The sequence below is a fragment of the Natronorubrum texcoconense genome, assembly GCF_900100335.1.
GTDB classification, from domain to species: Archaea; Halobacteriota; Halobacteria; order Halobacteriales; family Natrialbaceae; genus Natronorubrum; species Natronorubrum texcoconense.
The window spans coordinates 48872-66368 of sequence record NZ_FNFE01000010.1; the positions used below are offsets into that span (position 1 = coordinate 48872).

Annotated in this window: 19 protein-coding genes; 11 read left to right on the top strand and 8 right to left on the bottom strand. The window is 64.8% G+C overall.

All coding sequences use genetic code 11. The features are described from left to right. Window positions 1–35: 35 nt before the first annotated feature. Window positions 36–1394, bottom strand: a complete 1359-nt coding sequence (locus tag BLT08_RS21715; protein ID WP_175529411.1) for a S8 family peptidase — start codon at window positions 1392–1394, stop codon at window positions 36–38. A 444-nt stretch (window positions 1395–1838) separates the two neighbouring features. Next, a complete protein-coding gene (gene eif1A / locus BLT08_RS21720) occupies window positions 1839–2129 on the bottom strand; it encodes a translation initiation factor eIF-1A (RefSeq protein ID WP_006065309.1) in 291 nt (96 codons plus the stop codon). Window positions 2130–2255: 126 nt separating this feature from the next. On the opposite strand from eif1A, the gene BLT08_RS21725 reads away from it, so the two are divergent. Continuing rightward, window positions 2256–2435, top strand: a complete 180-nt coding sequence (locus tag BLT08_RS21725) for a DUF7470 family protein (RefSeq protein ID WP_090312244.1) — start codon at window positions 2256–2258, stop codon at window positions 2433–2435. 79 nt (window positions 2436–2514) lie between these two features. Continuing rightward, window positions 2515–2769, top strand: a complete 255-nt coding sequence (locus BLT08_RS21730; RefSeq protein WP_090312246.1) for a DUF8015 family protein — start codon at window positions 2515–2517, stop codon at window positions 2767–2769. A 30-nt stretch (window positions 2770–2799) separates the two neighbouring features. Here the strand turns inward: BLT08_RS21730 and BLT08_RS21735 are convergent, their stop codons facing one another. Beyond that, window positions 2800–4773, bottom strand: a complete 1974-nt coding sequence (locus tag BLT08_RS21735) for a DUF460 domain-containing protein (protein ID WP_090312249.1) — start codon at window positions 4771–4773, stop codon at window positions 2800–2802. Window positions 4774–4867: 94 nt separating this feature from the next. On the opposite strand from BLT08_RS21735, the gene BLT08_RS21740 reads away from it, so the two are divergent. Both BLT08_RS21740 and BLT08_RS21745 read left to right on the top strand, forming a co-directional pair. Continuing rightward, window positions 4868–5635 carry an ABC transporter permease gene (locus tag BLT08_RS21740; protein ID WP_090312251.1) on the top strand — a complete coding sequence of 256 codons (768 nt, stop codon included), beginning with the start codon at window positions 4868–4870 and terminating at the stop codon, window positions 5633–5635. Window positions 5636–5735: 100 nt separating this feature from the next. Next, complete coding sequence (locus tag BLT08_RS21745; RefSeq protein ID WP_090312350.1) at window positions 5736–6557, top strand: pentapeptide repeat-containing protein; 822 nt, start codon at window positions 5736–5738, stop codon at window positions 6555–6557. Between the two features lie 376 nt (window positions 6558–6933). On the opposite strand, the gene BLT08_RS21755 is transcribed toward BLT08_RS21745, so the two are convergent. After that, a complete protein-coding gene (locus BLT08_RS21755; protein WP_090312255.1) occupies window positions 6934–8289 on the bottom strand; it encodes a TIGR00341 family protein in 1356 nt (451 codons plus the stop codon). A gap of 113 nt (window positions 8290–8402) precedes the next feature. Next, on the bottom strand, window positions 8403–9329 hold the full coding sequence (gene rnz / locus BLT08_RS21760) for a ribonuclease Z (protein WP_090312257.1): 927 nt from the start codon (window positions 9327–9329) through the stop codon (window positions 8403–8405). Between the two features lie 200 nt (window positions 9330–9529). Here rnz and BLT08_RS21765 point away from each other — a divergent pair, with 200 nt between their 5' ends. The 4 genes from BLT08_RS21765 to BLT08_RS21780 all read left to right on the top strand — a co-directional run bounded on the left by BLT08_RS21765 (window position 9530) and on the right by BLT08_RS21780 (window position 12953). After that, window positions 9530–10651 carry a DUF7282 domain-containing protein gene (locus BLT08_RS21765; protein WP_090312259.1) on the top strand — a complete coding sequence of 374 codons (1122 nt, stop codon included), beginning with the start codon at window positions 9530–9532 and terminating at the stop codon, window positions 10649–10651. 133 nt (window positions 10652–10784) lie between these two features. Beyond that, entirely contained in the window at window positions 10785–11789 is a 1005-nt protein-coding gene (locus BLT08_RS21770) for an AAA family ATPase (protein WP_090312261.1), read from the top strand. A gap of 175 nt (window positions 11790–11964) precedes the next feature. Then, window positions 11965–12357, top strand: coding sequence for a hypothetical protein (locus BLT08_RS21775; RefSeq protein ID WP_090312262.1), 393 nt, complete (start codon window positions 11965–11967; stop codon window positions 12355–12357). A 152-nt stretch (window positions 12358–12509) separates the two neighbouring features. After that, window positions 12510–12953 (top strand): acyl-CoA thioesterase, encoded by a 444-nt coding sequence (locus tag BLT08_RS21780; RefSeq protein WP_090312264.1) that lies wholly within the window; start codon window positions 12510–12512, stop codon window positions 12951–12953. Window positions 12954–12980: 27 nt separating this feature from the next. Here BLT08_RS21780 and BLT08_RS21785 read toward each other — a convergent pair whose 3' ends face one another. Beyond that, the gene (locus BLT08_RS21785; RefSeq protein ID WP_090312267.1) at window positions 12981–14390 is read right to left on the bottom strand and encodes a hemolysin family protein; all 1410 of its coding nucleotides are present in this window, start codon (window positions 14388–14390) and stop codon (window positions 12981–12983) included. A gap of 101 nt (window positions 14391–14491) precedes the next feature. Between BLT08_RS21785 and BLT08_RS21790 the strand changes: the two genes are divergently transcribed. The 3 genes from BLT08_RS21790 to BLT08_RS21800 all read left to right on the top strand — a co-directional run bounded on the left by BLT08_RS21790 (window position 14492) and on the right by BLT08_RS21800 (window position 15979). After that, window positions 14492–14770, top strand: a complete 279-nt coding sequence (locus BLT08_RS21790) for a glutathione S-transferase N-terminal domain-containing protein (RefSeq protein WP_090312352.1) — start codon at window positions 14492–14494, stop codon at window positions 14768–14770. Further along, on the top strand, window positions 14770–15282 hold the full coding sequence (locus tag BLT08_RS21795) for a redoxin domain-containing protein (protein WP_090312270.1): 513 nt from the start codon (window positions 14770–14772) through the stop codon (window positions 15280–15282). Before BLT08_RS21790 ends, BLT08_RS21795 begins: the two co-directional genes overlap by 1 nt. Before the next feature lie 88 nt (window positions 15283–15370). After that, window positions 15371–15979 (top strand): L-threonylcarbamoyladenylate synthase, encoded by a 609-nt coding sequence (locus BLT08_RS21800; RefSeq protein ID WP_090312272.1) that lies wholly within the window; start codon window positions 15371–15373, stop codon window positions 15977–15979. A gap of 15 nt (window positions 15980–15994) precedes the next feature. On the opposite strand, the gene BLT08_RS21805 is transcribed toward BLT08_RS21800, so the two are convergent. Then, window positions 15995–16354: a hypothetical protein gene (locus BLT08_RS21805; protein WP_090312274.1), complete on the bottom strand. Its 360-nt coding sequence runs from the start codon at window positions 16352–16354 to the stop codon at window positions 15995–15997. 91 nt (window positions 16355–16445) lie between these two features. Beyond that, complete coding sequence (locus BLT08_RS21810) at window positions 16446–17129, bottom strand: CRISPR-associated protein Cas4 (RefSeq protein WP_090312276.1); 684 nt, start codon at window positions 17127–17129, stop codon at window positions 16446–16448. Between the last annotated feature and the right edge of the window lie 368 nt (window positions 17130–17497).

Genomic DNA, 17497 nt, shown 5'->3' on the forward strand with positions numbered 1-17497 from the left:
TTTCGTCGGTCACTCCGGTCGTACCGCAACGACGGCTACGAAAACAGCCGCCGGAGCCAATCGAAGAAGCTCGCGAGCAGGTCCGCTAGCCGCTCGACCACGGACCGGAGTCCGTCGAAGAACCCGCCGGCCCGATCCGTGTCCTGACTGCCACCGTCGGTCGCGCGCTCGTCGCCGACCGCCGCGCGGGCGTCCACGAGCCCGTCGCCCTCCGCACACGTTCCGAGCACTTCTTCGGCCGATTCGGCGAGGATCTCCCTGACCGACTCGTTCGGTCCCGGGCCGGACTCCTCGCGGGTCTCCCAGACCAGCGCCGCGACGCCGGTGACGAACGGGCAGGCGACGCTCGTTCCGCTCGCCTGCGCGTACTGGTTGTCGACGGTGGTCGAATTGACGTCCGTCCCTGGCGCCAGTAGATCGACGGCCGAACCGACGCTGCTGTAGGACGCTAACGTGTCGTTCTCGTTCATCGCGGTCACCGCGACGACGTCGTCGTGCATCGCCGGATGAGTCATCGTCTCCTCGTCACAGGAGTCACCGCCGTTGTTCCCTTCGTTACCGGCCGCACAGAGCAGGAGGTGTCCCGCCGAATGTGCGGCGTCGATCGCGTCGTCCAGCGTGGAACTCGATTCTTCGCCGCCGAGGCTCATCGAGATCAGTTCGATATCGTTCGACATGCACCAGTCGATCCCGGCGATCAGTTCGCTGTACCGACCGGAGCCGTCGTCGCCGAGCACCTTCACCGCGTACAGGTTCGCCTCGGGGGCCACGCCCACGACGCCGAGGTCATTGTCCGACGCGCCCGCGACGCCGGCGACGTGCGTCCCGTGGCCGTGGCGGTCCTCGTAGTCGGTCGATACCCCGTCGCTGGTGAAGTTCCGTCCGCCGGCGACCGACAGGCTGCAGTGGTCCGACGCGATGCCCGTGTCGAGAATCCCCACGTCGACGCCCGACCCGTCCGGATCGACCTCGTTGGCACCGATGCGCTCGACGCCCCAGGACGGTCGTTGGTCGGGGTGGGTCGAACAGTCGGAGCCGTCCGGCGGATTCAGAATGTCCGAGAGGGAGGGCGACCAATCCGAGGGGATCTCCGTCTCGTCGTCCTCTTCGACGAACGAGACGCGACGGTCGCCGCGCAGCTCGTCTAAGCTGTTCGACGGCACCTCCGCGACCACGAACTCGAAGTTGTCGTACTCGAGGAGCGGCGTCCCGCCGATGGCCTCGACCACGCCGAACAACTCACCCAGTAGTCCGTCTCGCGGGTGAACGAACACCCTCCGAGTAGCGGATGCTGAGGAGGACGCAGACGCCGACGCAGATCCCGAGAGTCCGATCAGTCCCGCGGAGACGCCGACTCCGACACCCTGCAGGAGCTGACGTCGACTGAGAGTCATGCATACGTGAATGTAAATCGGAGAGATAAGCTTTCTGTACGATGCTGGTAGTTATGTCGAACGAGGCGAAGTCGATGGCCGTGAGTCCGCTCCGAGTGCTGCGAGGAGCGGACGAACCGGGGGAGGGCAGGCTGCTGCGCAGAGAATTTGCGGTACAGCCGGTGAGACATCCACCATTTCACTGTCGGCGAGTGAGCGGTTCGGAGAACCCGAACGATGCCGTTCACCGCGAACGAACGTAGTGAGTGAGCGGGCCGACGACTGATGTGAGTGAGCGAAGCGAACGAACCGAAGGAGGAGTGCTTTTGATCGAAACTGAGCGGAGCAAAGCTCCGCGATGTCCAAAAGAGCGCGAGCGCTCTTTTGAAGATTTTACCGAGTGACAGCGGCTGTGCGACAGCTACGCTGTCGTCAGGCCGCAAGAACGCAGCGTAAAATTTCGTTTTACTGGATATGACCTTCCCGCCGGAGCTGGTCGGCCTCGCTCTTCTCGTAGCGCCAGGTGATGTCGGCCTTCTCGTCCTGCCAGTCCCACGGCTCGACGAGGACGACGTCGTCCTCGCGGATCCAGATGCGCTTTTGCATCTTGCCGGGGATCCGCGCAGTGCGTTCCTGACCGTCGGCACACCGTACTTTCACCCGATTCGCCCCGAGCATGTTGGTGACGGTCGCGAACACCTCGTCGTCCTCCGGCATCCGGAGATTCTTCCGACCGCCCTCACCGTCGTCGCTCATACGTCGTCGTTCGGAGCCGAGCGGTTTAATGTTTTATCGATTTTGCGAGGGCGTCTGCGCGCCGGCAGTGACTCTCGAGGCCGGAAAACCACGCCGTTTATTTTCCTCCGCTCGGCACTCCTGCGTATGTTGCAGAATCTCGGACCGCTGGGAATCGTCGGTCTCGTTATCATGCTCGCCGGAATCGGACTCATCGCCTACGAAAGTCTCCTGATCGCCGCCGGAATGGCGATGGTCCTCGCTGGGCTCGGACTGGTCGTCAAGGCGCTGATCTCGGGAATGCTCCAGAGCTTCGGGATGTTCTAATAAACGAGACGCGAAAACGAGAGCCGACGCTGCGATTGCGCTCCGAACTATTTTGTCGGTTCGCTGCCTCCACAATGGCATGGGATACACGCTCCACTACTACGATCTGGTGTTGGTCTGTATCGCCGCGAGCCTCGGCCTCGGAGCGGGAATCGGCTACGCGACGCCGGTCGCGATCGAGCTCTCGATCGCCGCGCTGGGGGTCGTCGCGATCGGCTTCATCGCCCACGCGCTGTTCGTCAACGGGCCGGTCGACGAACCCGAGGATCTGACAGACGAGGTCGCGGTCGAAGAGGTGCCGCGGGTGCTCTCACCGGTCAACACGGCGGACTGAGCGGTGAGCTGAGAGACCACGGCTGCGATATCAGACTTCGTTGTCTCCGGCTCGGTGTTCGCTGATGAGTTGGTCGACCATCGACGCCTTGCGGTCGCGCTCGCGTTCTTCGGCTCGCTCGTGCCAGTCGTCGATGACCGCCTCGACGTCGTCCTCGCGGGCGACGGCCAGTTCGTCGACCTCCTGCATGGCGACGTCGTCGGCCGGGCCGACCGGAATCTCCTCGTCGAAGAGGATCTCGTCGGCGATTTCGGAGAGCCCGCCCTGCTTCAGGACGACTCTCGGCTCGAAGCCCGCGAGGAGGTCGGCCGTCGACTTCCCGGCCCCGCTCGCGTCCCGCACGAAGACGACGTCACCAGCGGCGATGCCGTACTGCTCGTCGGCCTCGCGGATCGCCCCCTTCGTGAACTTCTCGATCACCTTGACGGGAACCAACCCCTCCTTCTTCGCCGAGACGTCACTGAAGTTCGAGTGATCGAGCTTCCAGAGCGCCTTCATCCGTTCGACTTTGCCCTCCAAGTCCTCGACCGCCTCGCGGGCCTCGTCGCGCTCGCGTTCGAGACGGTTCGCCTTCCGCTCGAGCCGATTCACCTCCCGGTCCTTCCGAACCTGCGTGCGCTCCTCCCGGCGGGCGAGGCTGAGCTTCGATTCGAGTTCGTCGATCCGATCGTCGCGGTCTTCGATACGGCCCTCGAGCGTCCCCACGTGTGACTGGAGCCGGTCGACCTGTCGCTCGAGATCCTTGATCCGTCGTTCCTCCTCGGTGAGTTCGCGGGGTTCGTGTTCCGCGGACTCCTCCTCGGGTTCCTCGTCGTCGTCGAGATCCCGGAGGACCGCCTCGACGCTCTCCTCGCCCGCGACGACGCGGGCGGTCACCTCGCCGCGGTCGAGCCCCGGCGGGAGTTTCTCGGCGATGCGCTCGAACTGATCCTCGTGGGCGTCGACGGCGTACAGCGCGGCGGCCATCGCGTCGCGCTGGTGGTCGTCGTCGTACGGCTCCTCGCGCGTTCGATGCTGCTTCTCGTCGATCGGCAGATCGCTCGTCGGCGTCCAGCCCGCGGCGTCGAAGCTCCGGCGGAACTTCTCGACGGTTTCGGGCATCGGCGTCACGTCCGCCGCGACGATGATCGGCCGGCCGCGTTCGACGATCCACTCGATTACGTCGGCGGTGTCGCTGGTCCGGGAACTCCAGACGTCCAGCACCTCGCCCTCGAGCGAGACGATTGCCGCCGCGGTCGTCGTGCCGGGATCGATCCCGACGACGACGTGGTCCCGGCGTTTGACGAGCGGCTGAAACTCGATGCCGTCCCGCCGTTCGCGTTCGATTTCGACGCGGACGTCGCCTGAACGATTGCGCGAGACGGGGATGTCCTGCGGCCGGGCCTGGACGGTGAAGACGGCGTTCGCGAAGCCGCCGTAGGCCTCGCGGGCGTCTCGCTCGTACTCGAGGTTTTCGTCCTCGAGTGCGGATTCGACCTCGCGGGCTCGTTTCCTGACCGAGCCGTGAATGCGGCGGGTGTAGCGGTCTTCGCTCCAGCCCCCGCTGCCGGTCGAGCGGCCCCTCGAGACCTTGACTTCCGTGGTATCCGTAAAGGCCGACACTTCGTGGCCGACGTTGTGGGCGGCCAGTCGGGCCGCAGCCTCGGCTTCCTGCATCGGATCCTTCCCGTAGGGGATGCCGTGGCGTTTCGCGACCCGGGAGAGCGGTTCGGGCTGTTCGGCGCCCGTCACCTGCACCAGCTTGGTTCCGGACGGAAGCGAGCCCAGAAAGTGGATGAGCTGATCCTTGTCGGCCGCCAGCTCGTACATGTTGTCCGTCGCGATGATCGCCGGCTCCTCGTCTTCGATCAGTCGCCTGAGCTTGCGGTGGGAGACGACGTCCCTGGTAACGTCCTCGCCGTCGTAGACGACGAGCGCGTAGGAGGGGGCGTCGCCCCGCACGTCACCGCTTTGGATATCGACGCCGAAGACGACCGCATCGAGGGCACTCGTTCGCGTACTCACGGCCGGCCTTAGGGGCGAGTCGGTGATAAATCCGGCGCGGGTTCGTGCCGGCTAGCGACCAAACCGCTAAGGAGCAAGCGGTCACGACAGTCGTATGGACAATCGGGATAACCAGACAGAAGGCGACGAGCGGATCGATCGAGACGGTGGAACGTCGAAACGGGGCGACGAACCGGAACGCGGACGGCGGGACGATCAGGGCGGAGCGTCAGTCATCGATCTCGCACAGCAGCCGATCGTCGCGGCGTGGACGACGTACCTAACGTTGCTGCTCGCACTGGTCGCCGTCGGTTACGGCCTGTTCGGCATCCTCACCGACGCAGTCGACGAGGACATCGCCGAGGCGGAAGACGGCATCGCAGGCTTCGACGCTGCGTTCGAAGCGGCGTTTTCGATCCCGCTCATGGGCACTCCGTATCTGGCGATCCTCCTCGCCGCCTTCGTCGGCGCATTTCTCGGCTGGCGACTCGAGCGCGATCGATCGACGGCCTACGTGGCGGCCGGTCTCGCCACCGGCGTCGCGACGGTGGTCTTCTGGACCCTGGCGGCGCTGTTCGGGACGATCCCGCTCGCGGTCTCGGTCGATATCGGCGGCTTGCTCGTCAACGCGCTCCTCGCCGGCATCAGCGCCGGACTCGTCGCCGCGGGTGGCGTCTGGGCGACGCGCACGCGAGCGCCGGTGACCCTTGCAATAGAGGAGCCATCTCGCAATGCGGCAGGCGGGACCCGAGGGCGTCGCACCGACCGGGAGACTCCCGAGACTCGAGCGTTCGACGACGATCGAGAGAGCCGGGACGCTCGAGACAGACGGAGTGATCCCGACAACGCCAGTGCTCGAGACGCCCGAAACGAACGCGAGTAGGGACTCGAACGCGGTCGGTCGTGCGAGACGACCGGACCACAAAAGATTTGACAGCTGCTTATCCTTCTTCGATGAACGACACGATCCGGTCGACGAGAGTATGTCAGACAGAATCACCACCGAAGACCCGAACTCGAGGCCGTCCAGACGCCAGCTACTCCAGCGCATGGGTGCCGTCACTGCCGGCAGCACCGCCGTCGGGCTATCTGGCTGTCTCGCGGGACTCGGTATCGGCGCGGAGGAGTGTAACGGTCACACGATCGAGTCCGAAGCCGATCTCGAGGGTGCGGATCTGTCGGGCTGTGATCTGTCGAGTGCCGACCTCTCGAAGGCGACGCTGACGAACGCGAACCTCCGCGATGCGGATCTCAGGGAGGCGAATCTCTTTCTCGCGAATTTCGAGGGTGCGGATCTCACGGGAGCCGACCTCAGAGACGCGACGGTCTTGATCGGCGCGCTCACGAAGGCGAACATCACCGGCGTGAACCTCTCCGGTCTCGATCTCTCGAGCGCGACGCTCTCCGGCGAGGAGCTCGCCGACGTGAGCCTCGTCGACGCCGATCTCACGGGAGCCGACCTCTCGGAGGCGAATCTCGCCGGGGCCGACCTGTCGGGTGCGACGGGAGTCGATGCGGACCTCGAGGACGCCGACCTCTCCGAGGCGAACCTGTCCGGTGCGGATCTGACCGATGCAACCCTCCCGAATGCCGACCTCTCCGACGCGGACCTCTCCGATGTGAATCTGACGGACGCCATCTTCCCGACCGTCGATCTCTCGGGCGCGGACCTCACGGGAGCCGACCTGACGAGTTCGTACCCGGTCGGTGCGGATCTCACTGACGCCGACCTCACCGGCGCAACGTGGCTCGACGGCACCGAGTGCGAGAACGCGGACTGTGGCGGCTATGTCGACCGGCTCTGACCGATACCGGTGGCCTCCAAACGGAGTGAGAGCCCCTCTCGAGGGGATATTCGCCACTCGAGATCCGCAGTCGACGAGTGGGGAGCAGCGACGAGCGATGACCGAAATCGAACCGCCCTCGAAATGACGGCCCAACCCATTTTACCGTCTCGCGCGACGTCTACGTATGCGCGGCACGTACCGATGCGACTCCTGCAACGCCCACTTCAAAGCGTCCCGAAAGCAGTGCAGCGTGTGCGGGACGGCCGGCATCGAGACGGATCGCGATCGGTGTCCGAGCTGCGGGGTGAGTTTCGACGACTCAAGCTATCAGCAGTGCCAGCGGTGCGGATCGGACGAAGTCGAACGAATCGAAGCGGGATAGTCGGAAACCGGCTTACGTCGCGGGAGTCGCGTCGTCGGTCTCAGTAGGCCCTTCGATCTCGGCTCCGCCGGTCGTCACGAACCGAACCTGCACCTCGGTCTCGCCGGCCGTGTGCGCGTTGATCCGTTCGTCGAGGCGCTCGATCACCTCGGCGTCGTAGACGCCGGGTGGCCCGCCGACCTCGATGATCACGGCGTCGATCTGGTGGGTGGCGTCGAGCGACGCGTCGAGCGGGAACCCGTCCTGGTGGACTTCGACCTCGACGTCGAGCAGGTGCATCTCGTCGTACGCGGCGAGCACGTCCTCGGTCTCCTCGGTGGCCGTCCCCTCGAACTCCGAGACCTGGTAGGACGAGTAGGTGATCCCCGTCAGAAACAGCGAGAGGACGAGGATGACGCAGACGAAGATGGCGGCCTGTTTGACGAACTGCCAGTTGGCCGTCGGAACCTCGAACCCGCTGCCGGGGCGGTAGCCGATGTATCGGAGCGTCAGGAGCCCCGCGAGGTTGACCCCGAGGAGATTCACCAACACGAGCACCGTCGACCCGAGCGCGGCGACGGGCAAGCCGTAAGCGAGGGCGATGCCGGCGGCGGCCATCGGCGGGACCAGCGCCGCGGCGATCATCACGCCGACGATCGCGATCGAAAAGCCGGTCGCGAGGCTGAGGATTCCCGCGGCACCGGCCCCGAGCGCGACGGGCAACAGGAGCAGTTCCGGGGCGATTCGTTCGGCGACCTCGTCGATCTCGGTGATCTCGGCGCCGGGCGGGACGAGGAACATCGCCTGAAACAGCCACGCGACGATGGCAGCAGCGATGATACCGCCGAAGACGCCGGTGAACTGGTAGCGCATGCCCGTAAAAAACACCTCGCGATCGTTGACGACCGTGCCGATGGACGCGCTCAGCGCCGGGCCGATCAGCGGCGCGATGACCATCGAGCCGACGACGACCGCCGGCGAGTCGAGCATGAGTCCGACGGTCGCGACGATCGCACTGATCAGCGTCATCGCCATGAACACGCTGAACGTCGGCGTCAGCTCGTCCGCCCTGGTCAGTAGCTCCTGTCGGGAGATCTGTTCTTCCTCGACGGTTTCGGTAGAATGCTCCTCCTGAAGCTGCTCGAAGTTGCGAGAGATCACCGTTTCGGCGTCCACGACGACCGTGTAGGACTCCTCGTCGATCCCCGCCTCCTGGAGCGAATCGAGGATCGGTTCGACGGCGTTCGTCGGCACCGGAAACGACACCACGGCGTCGTACTCGCGACTGCTGCTCTCGTCGGTAACGACGTAGTCGATCCCTTCCTCGTCTAACAGGTCGAGTATCGTCTCCCGACTCCCGATCGGGATCGTGACCTGAATGTGACGCATTTCGTAGGCCTAGTCGCTCGGCGCGAAAATCCCTGGGTCGGAAACTGCATGGCTTCAATGTGGGACGGCGGACTCCGCGGCGGTGCTGTCGCTTCGGTCGACTGACTGCACACTCACGCGTCCGGATACGAAATCTCGAGTTCGTCGCCGTCCTCCGGGAGGAACACCTCGCCGTCGAACACCTCGCGGGCCTGCTCGAGGTGGTCCCCGACGTGGCCCGCGTACCGGGAGGAGAGATGCATCAGGGCGAGCCGGTCCGCCCCCGCTCGATTCGCGATTTCGGCGGCCTGTCGGGCCGTCGAGTGAGCCGTCTTCGCGGCCCGGTCGGCCCGGTCGTCGGCGAACGTCGCGTCGTGGATCAACAGGTCGGGCTCGTCCGCGACCTCGATCGTCGCCGTCGTCGGTCGCGTGTCGCCGGTGTAGACGATCGAGCGACCGGGGCGAGGCTCGCCGACGACCTGGTCGGGGTCGACGACGGTGCCGTCCTCGAGTTCGACGGACTCGCCGGCGTGGAGCTTCGAGAACTTCGGCCCGACCGGAACGCCCAATTCCTCGGCGCGGTCGCGGTCGAAGCGGCCCTTGCGGTCGTCCTCAACGAGGGCGTAGCCGACCGACCGGGCGTCGTGGTCGGTCTCGAACGCGCGGACCTCGTACTCGTCGGCGCGGTAGGCGACGTCGCCGTCGCCCACCTCGTTGATCCGCACCGGGAACGAGGGTCGGTTGCCGAGCGCGTTCACCAGCGACTTCAGCTGACGGCGCGTGCCGTGGGGCGCGTGAATCGCCAGCGGCTCCTCGCGGTCGTTGAACGCCATCGTCTGGAGCAGGCCGGGAATCCCGAGGACGTGATCACCGTGGAGGTGCGTGACGAACAGCTGCGAGATCGAGAATCCGGTGCCGAATCGCATCAGTTGGCGCTGGGTTCCCTCGCCGGCGTCGAACAGCAACTGCTCGCCCTCGCGAGCGACGAAGATACCGCTCGGGTTTCGCTCCGTCGTCGGAATCGCCCCGGCCGTCCCCAGAAACGTCACGCGCAGTGGCATCGATTGCTGTTCGGTCCGGCAGGAGTATACGGGCTTCGGATCGTATCGATATCGAACTGCGCGACTGTTTTCAACGAGTTGCAATTACCGAAACGAGCGAATCACCTCGACGTTTTACATCGATGGACCGTGAAACGACTCGTAATGGCGACCGAGTTCGACCGGGAATCGTTCCGCGACAGCCACTACAGGAAGCCCCTATGAGCGCCAAATCGACACTGGGAACCATCAAACGCGTCGGCGCGATCCTGATCGCGATCGCGATCGTACTCGCCGCGGGAATCGTCGTCGGGCAGGCCCCCGCCATCTTCGGCGTCGAGGACGACCCCGAAGCATCGATCGAGTTCGAAGACCAGCAAGGCGACGGCGAAAGCGTCGTGATCGGTGAAGTCACCCTCTCGGACGGTGGTTTCGTCGTTCTCACCGACGGCGGTGACGAGCCGCTCGCCGTCTCCGACTACCTCGAGTCGGGCACGCACGAGAACGTGACGATCGAGCGCGCGGAGGACGCCGAGGAGGACCTCGTCGGCCAGCTCACCGCGACGGTTCATCAGGATACGACCGGCGACGGCTACGCCTACGAGGAGACCGAGGGCCAAGAGGATCGACCCTACCTCGAGGACGGCTTCCCCGTCTCGGACACGGCGTCGGTGACGACGACCGTGGACGACGACGCGCTGTCGGACTCGTTCACCGTCGACTCGATCGACGCCCCCGCCGCGGCGACCACGAACGAGACGATCGAGATCACCGCCGAGATCACCAACCCGACGGAGCTCCAGACCCAACAGAACGTCGAGTTCCGCCTCGGCGGCACCGTCCTCGAGCAACAGGTGCTCGAACTGGACGGCGACGAGACCCGCGAGGTGACCTTCCAGATCGACACGGTCGGCGCGCCACCGGGTGAGCAGCCGATCGGTGTCTACACCGACGCCGACGGCGCCGTCACGACCATCGCCCTCGAGTTCCACACCGATCCCGCGGTCGAGGTGGTTGACGCGAGCGAGGAGAACGTCACGACCGACGTCGCGATCCCCGTCGACGGCTTCGTCGGCATCGAAGCCGAGGACGGCGGTCTCATCGGGACGAGCGACGAACTCGACCCCGGCGAACACAGCAACGTCACGGTCGAGTTCGACGAGGACGTCGAGGTCGACGACGACGAGGAGCTCACCGCAGCCCTCTACGAGGGCGAACCGGACGACGACGAGCCGACGCCGTTCGAGGACGAGGACGGCGAGCCCGTCGAAACGACGTTCACGATCGCGGACGTCGCCGAACAGGAGGACGCCGAGGACGAAGAGAGCGAGACCGACGCGTAGCGCACGACAATGCGATACCGTCGGCTGCAACTGTACGAGCATTCAACGAGACGATCCGTCGAATGCACCGCACGGCTTGCAGCCGACAGTACAACCGACCGATTCTTACCCGCCCCGTCCCTACCGACTGGCGATGGACGCGCCGCTGTGGACCGACACCCACGCCCCCGAGCTGGCCGAGTTGCCACAGGACGACGCTCGAGAGTACCTCGAGCGCGCCGTCGACGAGCCGATCAACCTCCTCCTACAGGGCCCGCCCGGCAGCGGGAAGACGGCGGCGGCGCGCGCACTCGCCCGCGAAGCGCACGCGGACCCGGACAACGACCTCATCGAGATCAACGTCGCCGACTTCTTCGGCCGGACGAAAACCGAGATCAAGAACGATCCCCGCTTCGAGCAGTTCCTCGTCGGCCGCTCCTCGCTGTCCAAACGGGACATGATCAACCACGTCCTCAAGGAGTCGGCGAGCTACGCCTCCGTTTCCGGCGAGTACAAGACGATCCTGCTGGACAACGCCGAAGACGTCCGCGAGGACTTCCAGCAGGCGCTGCGTCGGATCATGGAGCAACACCACCGGACGACGCAGTTTATCATCGCGACCCGCCAGCCCACGAAGCTCATCCCGCCGATCCGCTCGCGGTGTTTTCCCGTCTCCTTCCGAGCGCCCTCGAGTCCCGAGATCGTGACGGTGCTCGAGCGAATCGTCGAACGGGAGGGCGTCGAGTACGAGTCGGACGGACTCGAGTTCGTCGCGGGCTACGCGAACGGCAACCTCCGGCAGGCCATTCTGGCCGCCCAGACGACCGTCGAGGACGAGGGCGAGCTGACGATGCAGGCGGCCTACGAGACGATCGGCGAGGTCGGGCTCGAGGACGAGATCGAGGCGATGCTCGACGACGCCGAAGCGGGGGCGTTCACGGACGCCCGCAAGGCGCTGGACGATCTGCTCGTCGACGAGGGGCTCGACGGCGAGGAGGTCATCGACTCGATTCTCGGCGTCGCTCGCAAACGGTATCAGGGCGAGAAACTGGCCCGGATACACCGACTGGCGGCCGACATCGAGTTCGAAATGCACGAGGGCTCGAGCGATCGAATTCACGTCTCGCATCTGTTGGCCGAGCTGGGACGGAACGCCTGAGCGACCGTACCCTCGTCGTAACGAGTGTCGGATCGGCGACCGCAGCTCGACGACACGTAAGATCACAGCGGGAAATTAGCGGGGTTGAAACCACGCAAATCGGTCGGAATCCGTACGCTGCAACGGTTTATTTATCGTATAGTAATCAACAACAGCGTGCTACGATCGGATACGGATGAACGACTCGTTCGACACGCTGTACGGGGCGCTGAACCGACTCGACGAGGTAACCGATCCGATCTACCTCGACGAGGAGGAAGAGGAGCACTTCGACGCGTGTCTGTACGCACTGGACAAGATGGCTGAAGCAGCCATGGAAGCGGACGCGCTCGGCGAAGCACACCGGCACCAACAACTCCGACTCGAGATGGCGGACGCACGGCAACGGGGTGAAACCGTGGAGATTCGACGCTCCGATGCGCTCCGACTATCGGTCGCGCTCCGCCGGTACCGCGAACGACTTCGCGACCGCGGGTACGTAGTCAGCGGCGCGGTCCTCGAACGAACCGTGCACGTCATCGACGAGAAACTCGAGGAGACGACCACCGGGACGACGAACGAGCGTTGACGGATCGTTCGACCGTACCGGTGCATCCAACGGAAGGAGTCGAGTGACAGACACGAATCAGCGGAGAGAGTCGAGTCAGCGACGGAAGTTCCCAGAGTGAGACGTGCGGTTCAGTGCGTGTTTTCTTCACCCCCTCGTGCGAAGAGGGTCGTATGCCGACCGTCCTCGAGACGCACATCCAGAACCGATTCCGCGTCCAGCCGAACCACGCGAACAACAACGACACGCTCCACGGCGGCAACCTCATGAAATGGTTAGACGAGGTCGGGGCGATGTCGGCGATGCGCTTCGCCGGCGAGACCTGCGTCACCGCCCGCGTCAACGAACTCGACTTCGAGCGACCGATCGGGATCGGCGACACCGCGCTGGTCGAGGCCTTCGTCTACGACGTGGGTCGGACGAGTGTCCACGTCGGCTTGCGGGCGTGGCGCGAGGAGCCGAGAAGCGGCGAGACCGAACGGACGACCGAATCCTCGTTCACCTTCGTCGCCATCGACGAAGACGGCTCCACGGTCCCCGTACCGGAGCTTCGGGTCGACTCCGAACGAGGCCGGGAGCTCCGGGAGCGAATGCTCGACGTCGAAGACGGTACGTAGTACGACGGGACAGTCGAAAGGCTGCGATCAGTCCCGCGCTACCGACTCCTCGTCCGCCTCCGTCGGTTCCTCGTCCCCGTTTTCGTCTTCCGGCTCGGGCGGCTGCTCGAGTTTCCGCAGTCGCGCCATCATGATACGGGTGTTCTCGACGTCCTCAACGGTGATGCGAACGCCGTCGTAGGTGATCTCCTCGCCCTCCTCGACGAGTCGGCCCGCGCGGTTGAAGATGAAGCCGGCGATGGTCTCGAACTCCTCGCCCTCCGGCAGATCGATGTCGAGAGCCTCGTTGACGTCCTCGATGTTGACCTCCCCGCGGACGATGACGGTCCGCTCGTCGACCTCCTCGATCGGCTCGTCCTCGCCCGTTTTGAGGATTTCGCCGACGATCTCCTCGATCATGTCCTCGACGGTCACCAGCCCCTCGGTGGTGCCGAACTCGTCGATGACGATCGCCATGTGCATCCGGTTTTCGCGCATCTCCGTCAGCAGTTCGTCGACGTTCTTCGATTCGGGAACGTGGAGCGTCGGCTGGATGAGATCGTCGAGTTCCAGATCCTCGGCCTCGGTCTCGCCGTAGTTGAGATCGCGCACGAGGTCGCGGATGTGGACGACGCCCTGTACGTTGTCGAGACTGCCTTCGTAGACCGGGATGCGCGCGTGGCCGCTCTGGATACAGGTCTCGATGGCCTCGTCGATGCTCGCGTCTTTCGGAACCGCCGTCATGTCGAGTCGCGGCGTCATGACCTCCTTGACGATGGTGTTGTTGAAGCGGAAAATCCGCGTGAGCATCTCGTGTTCTTCCTCCGCTAAGACCCCCTCGCGCTCGCCCGACTCGATCATCTCCTGGATCTCGTCGCGGGTGACGTAGGGTGACTCGATTGCGCCCGTCGACCCCGTCAGCTTGTTCACCTGTCGAGTGAGGTAATCGAAGAGGATGATGAGCGGAAACAGCAGATACTCCGTGGCTTTCAGCGGCTTGGAGATGCGAATCGCCCACGATTCGGTGTTCTCGACCGCGTAGGATTTGGGCACGCTCTCACCGAACAGCAAGACGAGGGCGGTGATCCCGAAGGTGGCCAGCAACACGCCGACCAGGCCGCCGAAGTAGATGGAGAGGATCGCCGTCGCGATCGAGGACATCGCGATGTTGACGATGTTGTTGCCGACGAGAATCGTCACGAGGAGTCGGTGTGGATCGTCCTTGAGGGCCTTGACGAGCTCCGCTCCCGGAACCTCGTCTTCGACCATTCCCTCGAGGCGGTGTTTCGGCAGGTTGAACATCGCGATCTCCGAAGAGGAGAAAAATCCCGAAAGCAGGATGAGGACAACGACAGCGAGCGTGCCGAGAATCGCCACGGTCGACTGTTCGAACGCGAGATCCACGATGGGTACGTCGTAGGCAGCAAACACGACCTCGAGCAGCGGAGACAACGCCATTGATGTCGTTCATAATAGCTGGATCGGTTAACCGTTTACCATTTATGGCCTGGTTCGCCGGCGACGACACGTTTACCCACTCGTTTCCCCAACGAACGGCTATGGGAGCAGCCACCAGTGCAGACGGCGAGGCGCCGATCACGTTCTACCGCCTGCAGGCGTGTCCGTACTGTGAACGCGTCGCTCGACTGCTCGAGGCGTACGATCTCGACTACCGCTCGCGGTTCGTCGAACCGCTCCACTCGCGGCGAGACGTCGTCAAGCGCGTCGCCGGTGTCCGCACCGTCCCCGTCGTGGTCGACGAGACCACCGGCGTGACGATGGCAGAGAGCGCGAACATCGTCGACTACCTCGAGTCGACCTACGGAGGCGAGAACTAATGCCGGACTTCGACGTCGTCGATCTCGGACCAACGGATCACCTCGAGCCGGGTGACGAAGCGCCTGCGTTCACGCGACCGCTGGTGACCGACGAGTTCTGGGAGGACCGGACGCTCTCCGAACTCGCCGGCGAGGGCGGCCGAACGATCGTCGTCTTCACGCCCATGATCGGCTCGTTCGTCGCCAAGTACGTCTGGGACGAACTCGACGAGCGCGAATGGGTCGACCGCGCGGATCGTGTCGTCGGCGTCACCGCCTCGACACCGTACGCCGTCTCGCGGTTCCTCGACGAGAACGAGTTGCCGGTCGGCATCTTCGCCGATCCGGCCAACGAGATCGCTGCATCCTACGGGATCGCCCACGAGCTGGACGGGATGGCGGGGATCAGCGAGCCGCGACTCGCGTTTGTCGCACTCGATTCCGATCTGACCGTCGAGGCCGCCTGGGTCGCCACCGAGTGGCCCGAGTTCCCCGACTACGACGACCTCGAGGAGCGGTTAGGGCTCGAGTAGTCGGTCGACTCTCGACCGAAACTAACGGCTGCACGCCGCCAGCGGACAGGGCGGTACGCTTTTGCCGCGGACGGGTCGATACTGACGCATGACCGCGGACGCAGACGCACTCGAGCGCGCAGCGGCGGCGATCCGTGCGGGCGAGCTAGTCGTGTATCCGACCGAGACCGTCTACGGACTCGGCGCTGACGCGCTCGATGCCGACGCCGTCGAGCGCGTCTTCGAGGTGAAGGGGAGAGACCGGTCGAAACCGGTCTCGTTCGCCGTCCCGACGTTCGAGACGGCCGTCGAGGAAGGGTACGTTCGAGCGAGCGAGCGCGAACGGGCGTTCGGCGCGGATTTTCTTCCGGGACCCGTGACGCTGCTCTGTGAGCGCACGGACGCCGTTCCCGACGTTCTCACGGCCGGATCGGATCGCGTCGGGGTCAGAGTCCCCGACTGCGAGCCCGCGCTCGCGCTCCTCGAGCGCGCCGAACGACCGATCACGGCCACGAGCGCCAACGTCAGCGGGGAGCCGAGCGCCCGGCGAGTCGACGAAATCGGGGACCGTGTGCTCGAGGAAGCGGTCGTTCTCGAGGCCGATCCGAGCGAGTTCGACGCGACGACCGAAAGCACCGTCGTGGACGTCTCCGCGGGGACGATTCACCGTCGCGGTGCGCTGGCCGACGAGATCGAGGCGTGGCTCGAGGACCACTGACCGACGATCGAACCGCTAGTCTGCTACCTGTTCGGTAGCGGAGGAGACGTGCTCGTCGCCTCGAGCGCCGGTCACGAACTGGCGACCGCGCCCGATCGACTCGACGAGAAACCGCACGATATTCGTCGGACCGGTTCCTGCGCACGGTGCGCGATAACAGACGATCAGCGACCACATTATCGCGACGCCGGCCGCGCCGAGCGCCGAGAAAGTCATCCCCATCGTCGCGTAGGTGAACGAGTAGACGGCTCCGATCGTCATCGAGGGAACGCTCGAGCCGAGCGGGATCCGCGCGGCGGAATCGCGCACCGTCGGCGCGAGAAAGACGATCGAGAGCACGCTTCCGGCGAGGAAGACCAAATCTTGCCACATCATCGGTAGAACGCATTACTCAGTTTCGAGTAAAAGTGTCTCGGTCTCGGACCGGTACCACCGACGAATCGTTTCGAGGGAGTACCACTACGGCTCAAAATCCGAGCAGCGAGCGCAGCGTTCGCGTCCGAACGCCACACTGGGTCGCAAACTCGCAGGCGTCGCACTTCGACCGATTGGTCGTCCGGGCCGGCGGCCCGTCGAGTTCACGAACCGTCCGGAGCGCGCGGCGATATCGGGCCTTTCGCCGCGTCGTCAGTTCGACGGACCGAATCACGCCGTAGGCGGGGTACTCGAGCCAGACGCGCTCGACTTGCTGTTGGTGTTCCCAGGCCAGCGCCTTCGCGGCCGCGACGGCGTGGACCGACTGAGGCTCCCAGACACCCTGATCGGGCGGTTCGCCGGTCGACACGAGCACCGGCTCGAGCGGCTCCTCGAGGACCTTGTGGACGACGCCGTGGCAGTCGCGGCCGCTGGCGTAGACGTCTCGAGCGCTGGGCTCTCGGAGCCGGCTCCAGTGACCGGCGTCGGCGAGCCGATCTCGCGTCGCGGCGAGCCGGTCGCGGTATCGAACGGGCGAGACGGCGATCGGGTCCGACTCGAGCGCATTTGCGGGGGCCTTGAGCAGTTCCTCGTACCGCGTCTCGAGGGCGCGAATCGACTCAACCTTCGGCGGCGGCTCCCGTTCGTACTCGTCGTCCGTCCGCTGGTAGTAGCACTTTCGCGGGCAGTAGGCAGCGGTTCGCAAGTCGCTGAACGAGACGTGGGCTCGAGACACGAACCGTCTGGCCGCCTATTTGTATATAAATCTCCGGACGGCGGTATCGATTCGCTGGCCGGTGGATGAGGAGTCGTGTAACGCGCGCTCACTACACAGACGAGAGTACTATTTTCCACCTCGGGTTCGCTCGCTTCATCTTCGCGCTTAGTGAACGGAGCCGTTTTGATGATGATGTGATGAGGGCGAGCATGTTGCTACCGCTGGCGGCGATGATTTCCACGACCTCCCCAACCGATTCGTTCGCGCCAGAGGCGCTCACTCATCCCTCGCACATGTTCGAGCCGCGGTTCACCGTCGGTTCACCACGGCTCAGCGCGCGCCACGGCAACTGTATGATCGGGCCGAAGTGGTAACGCTTCGGCCCG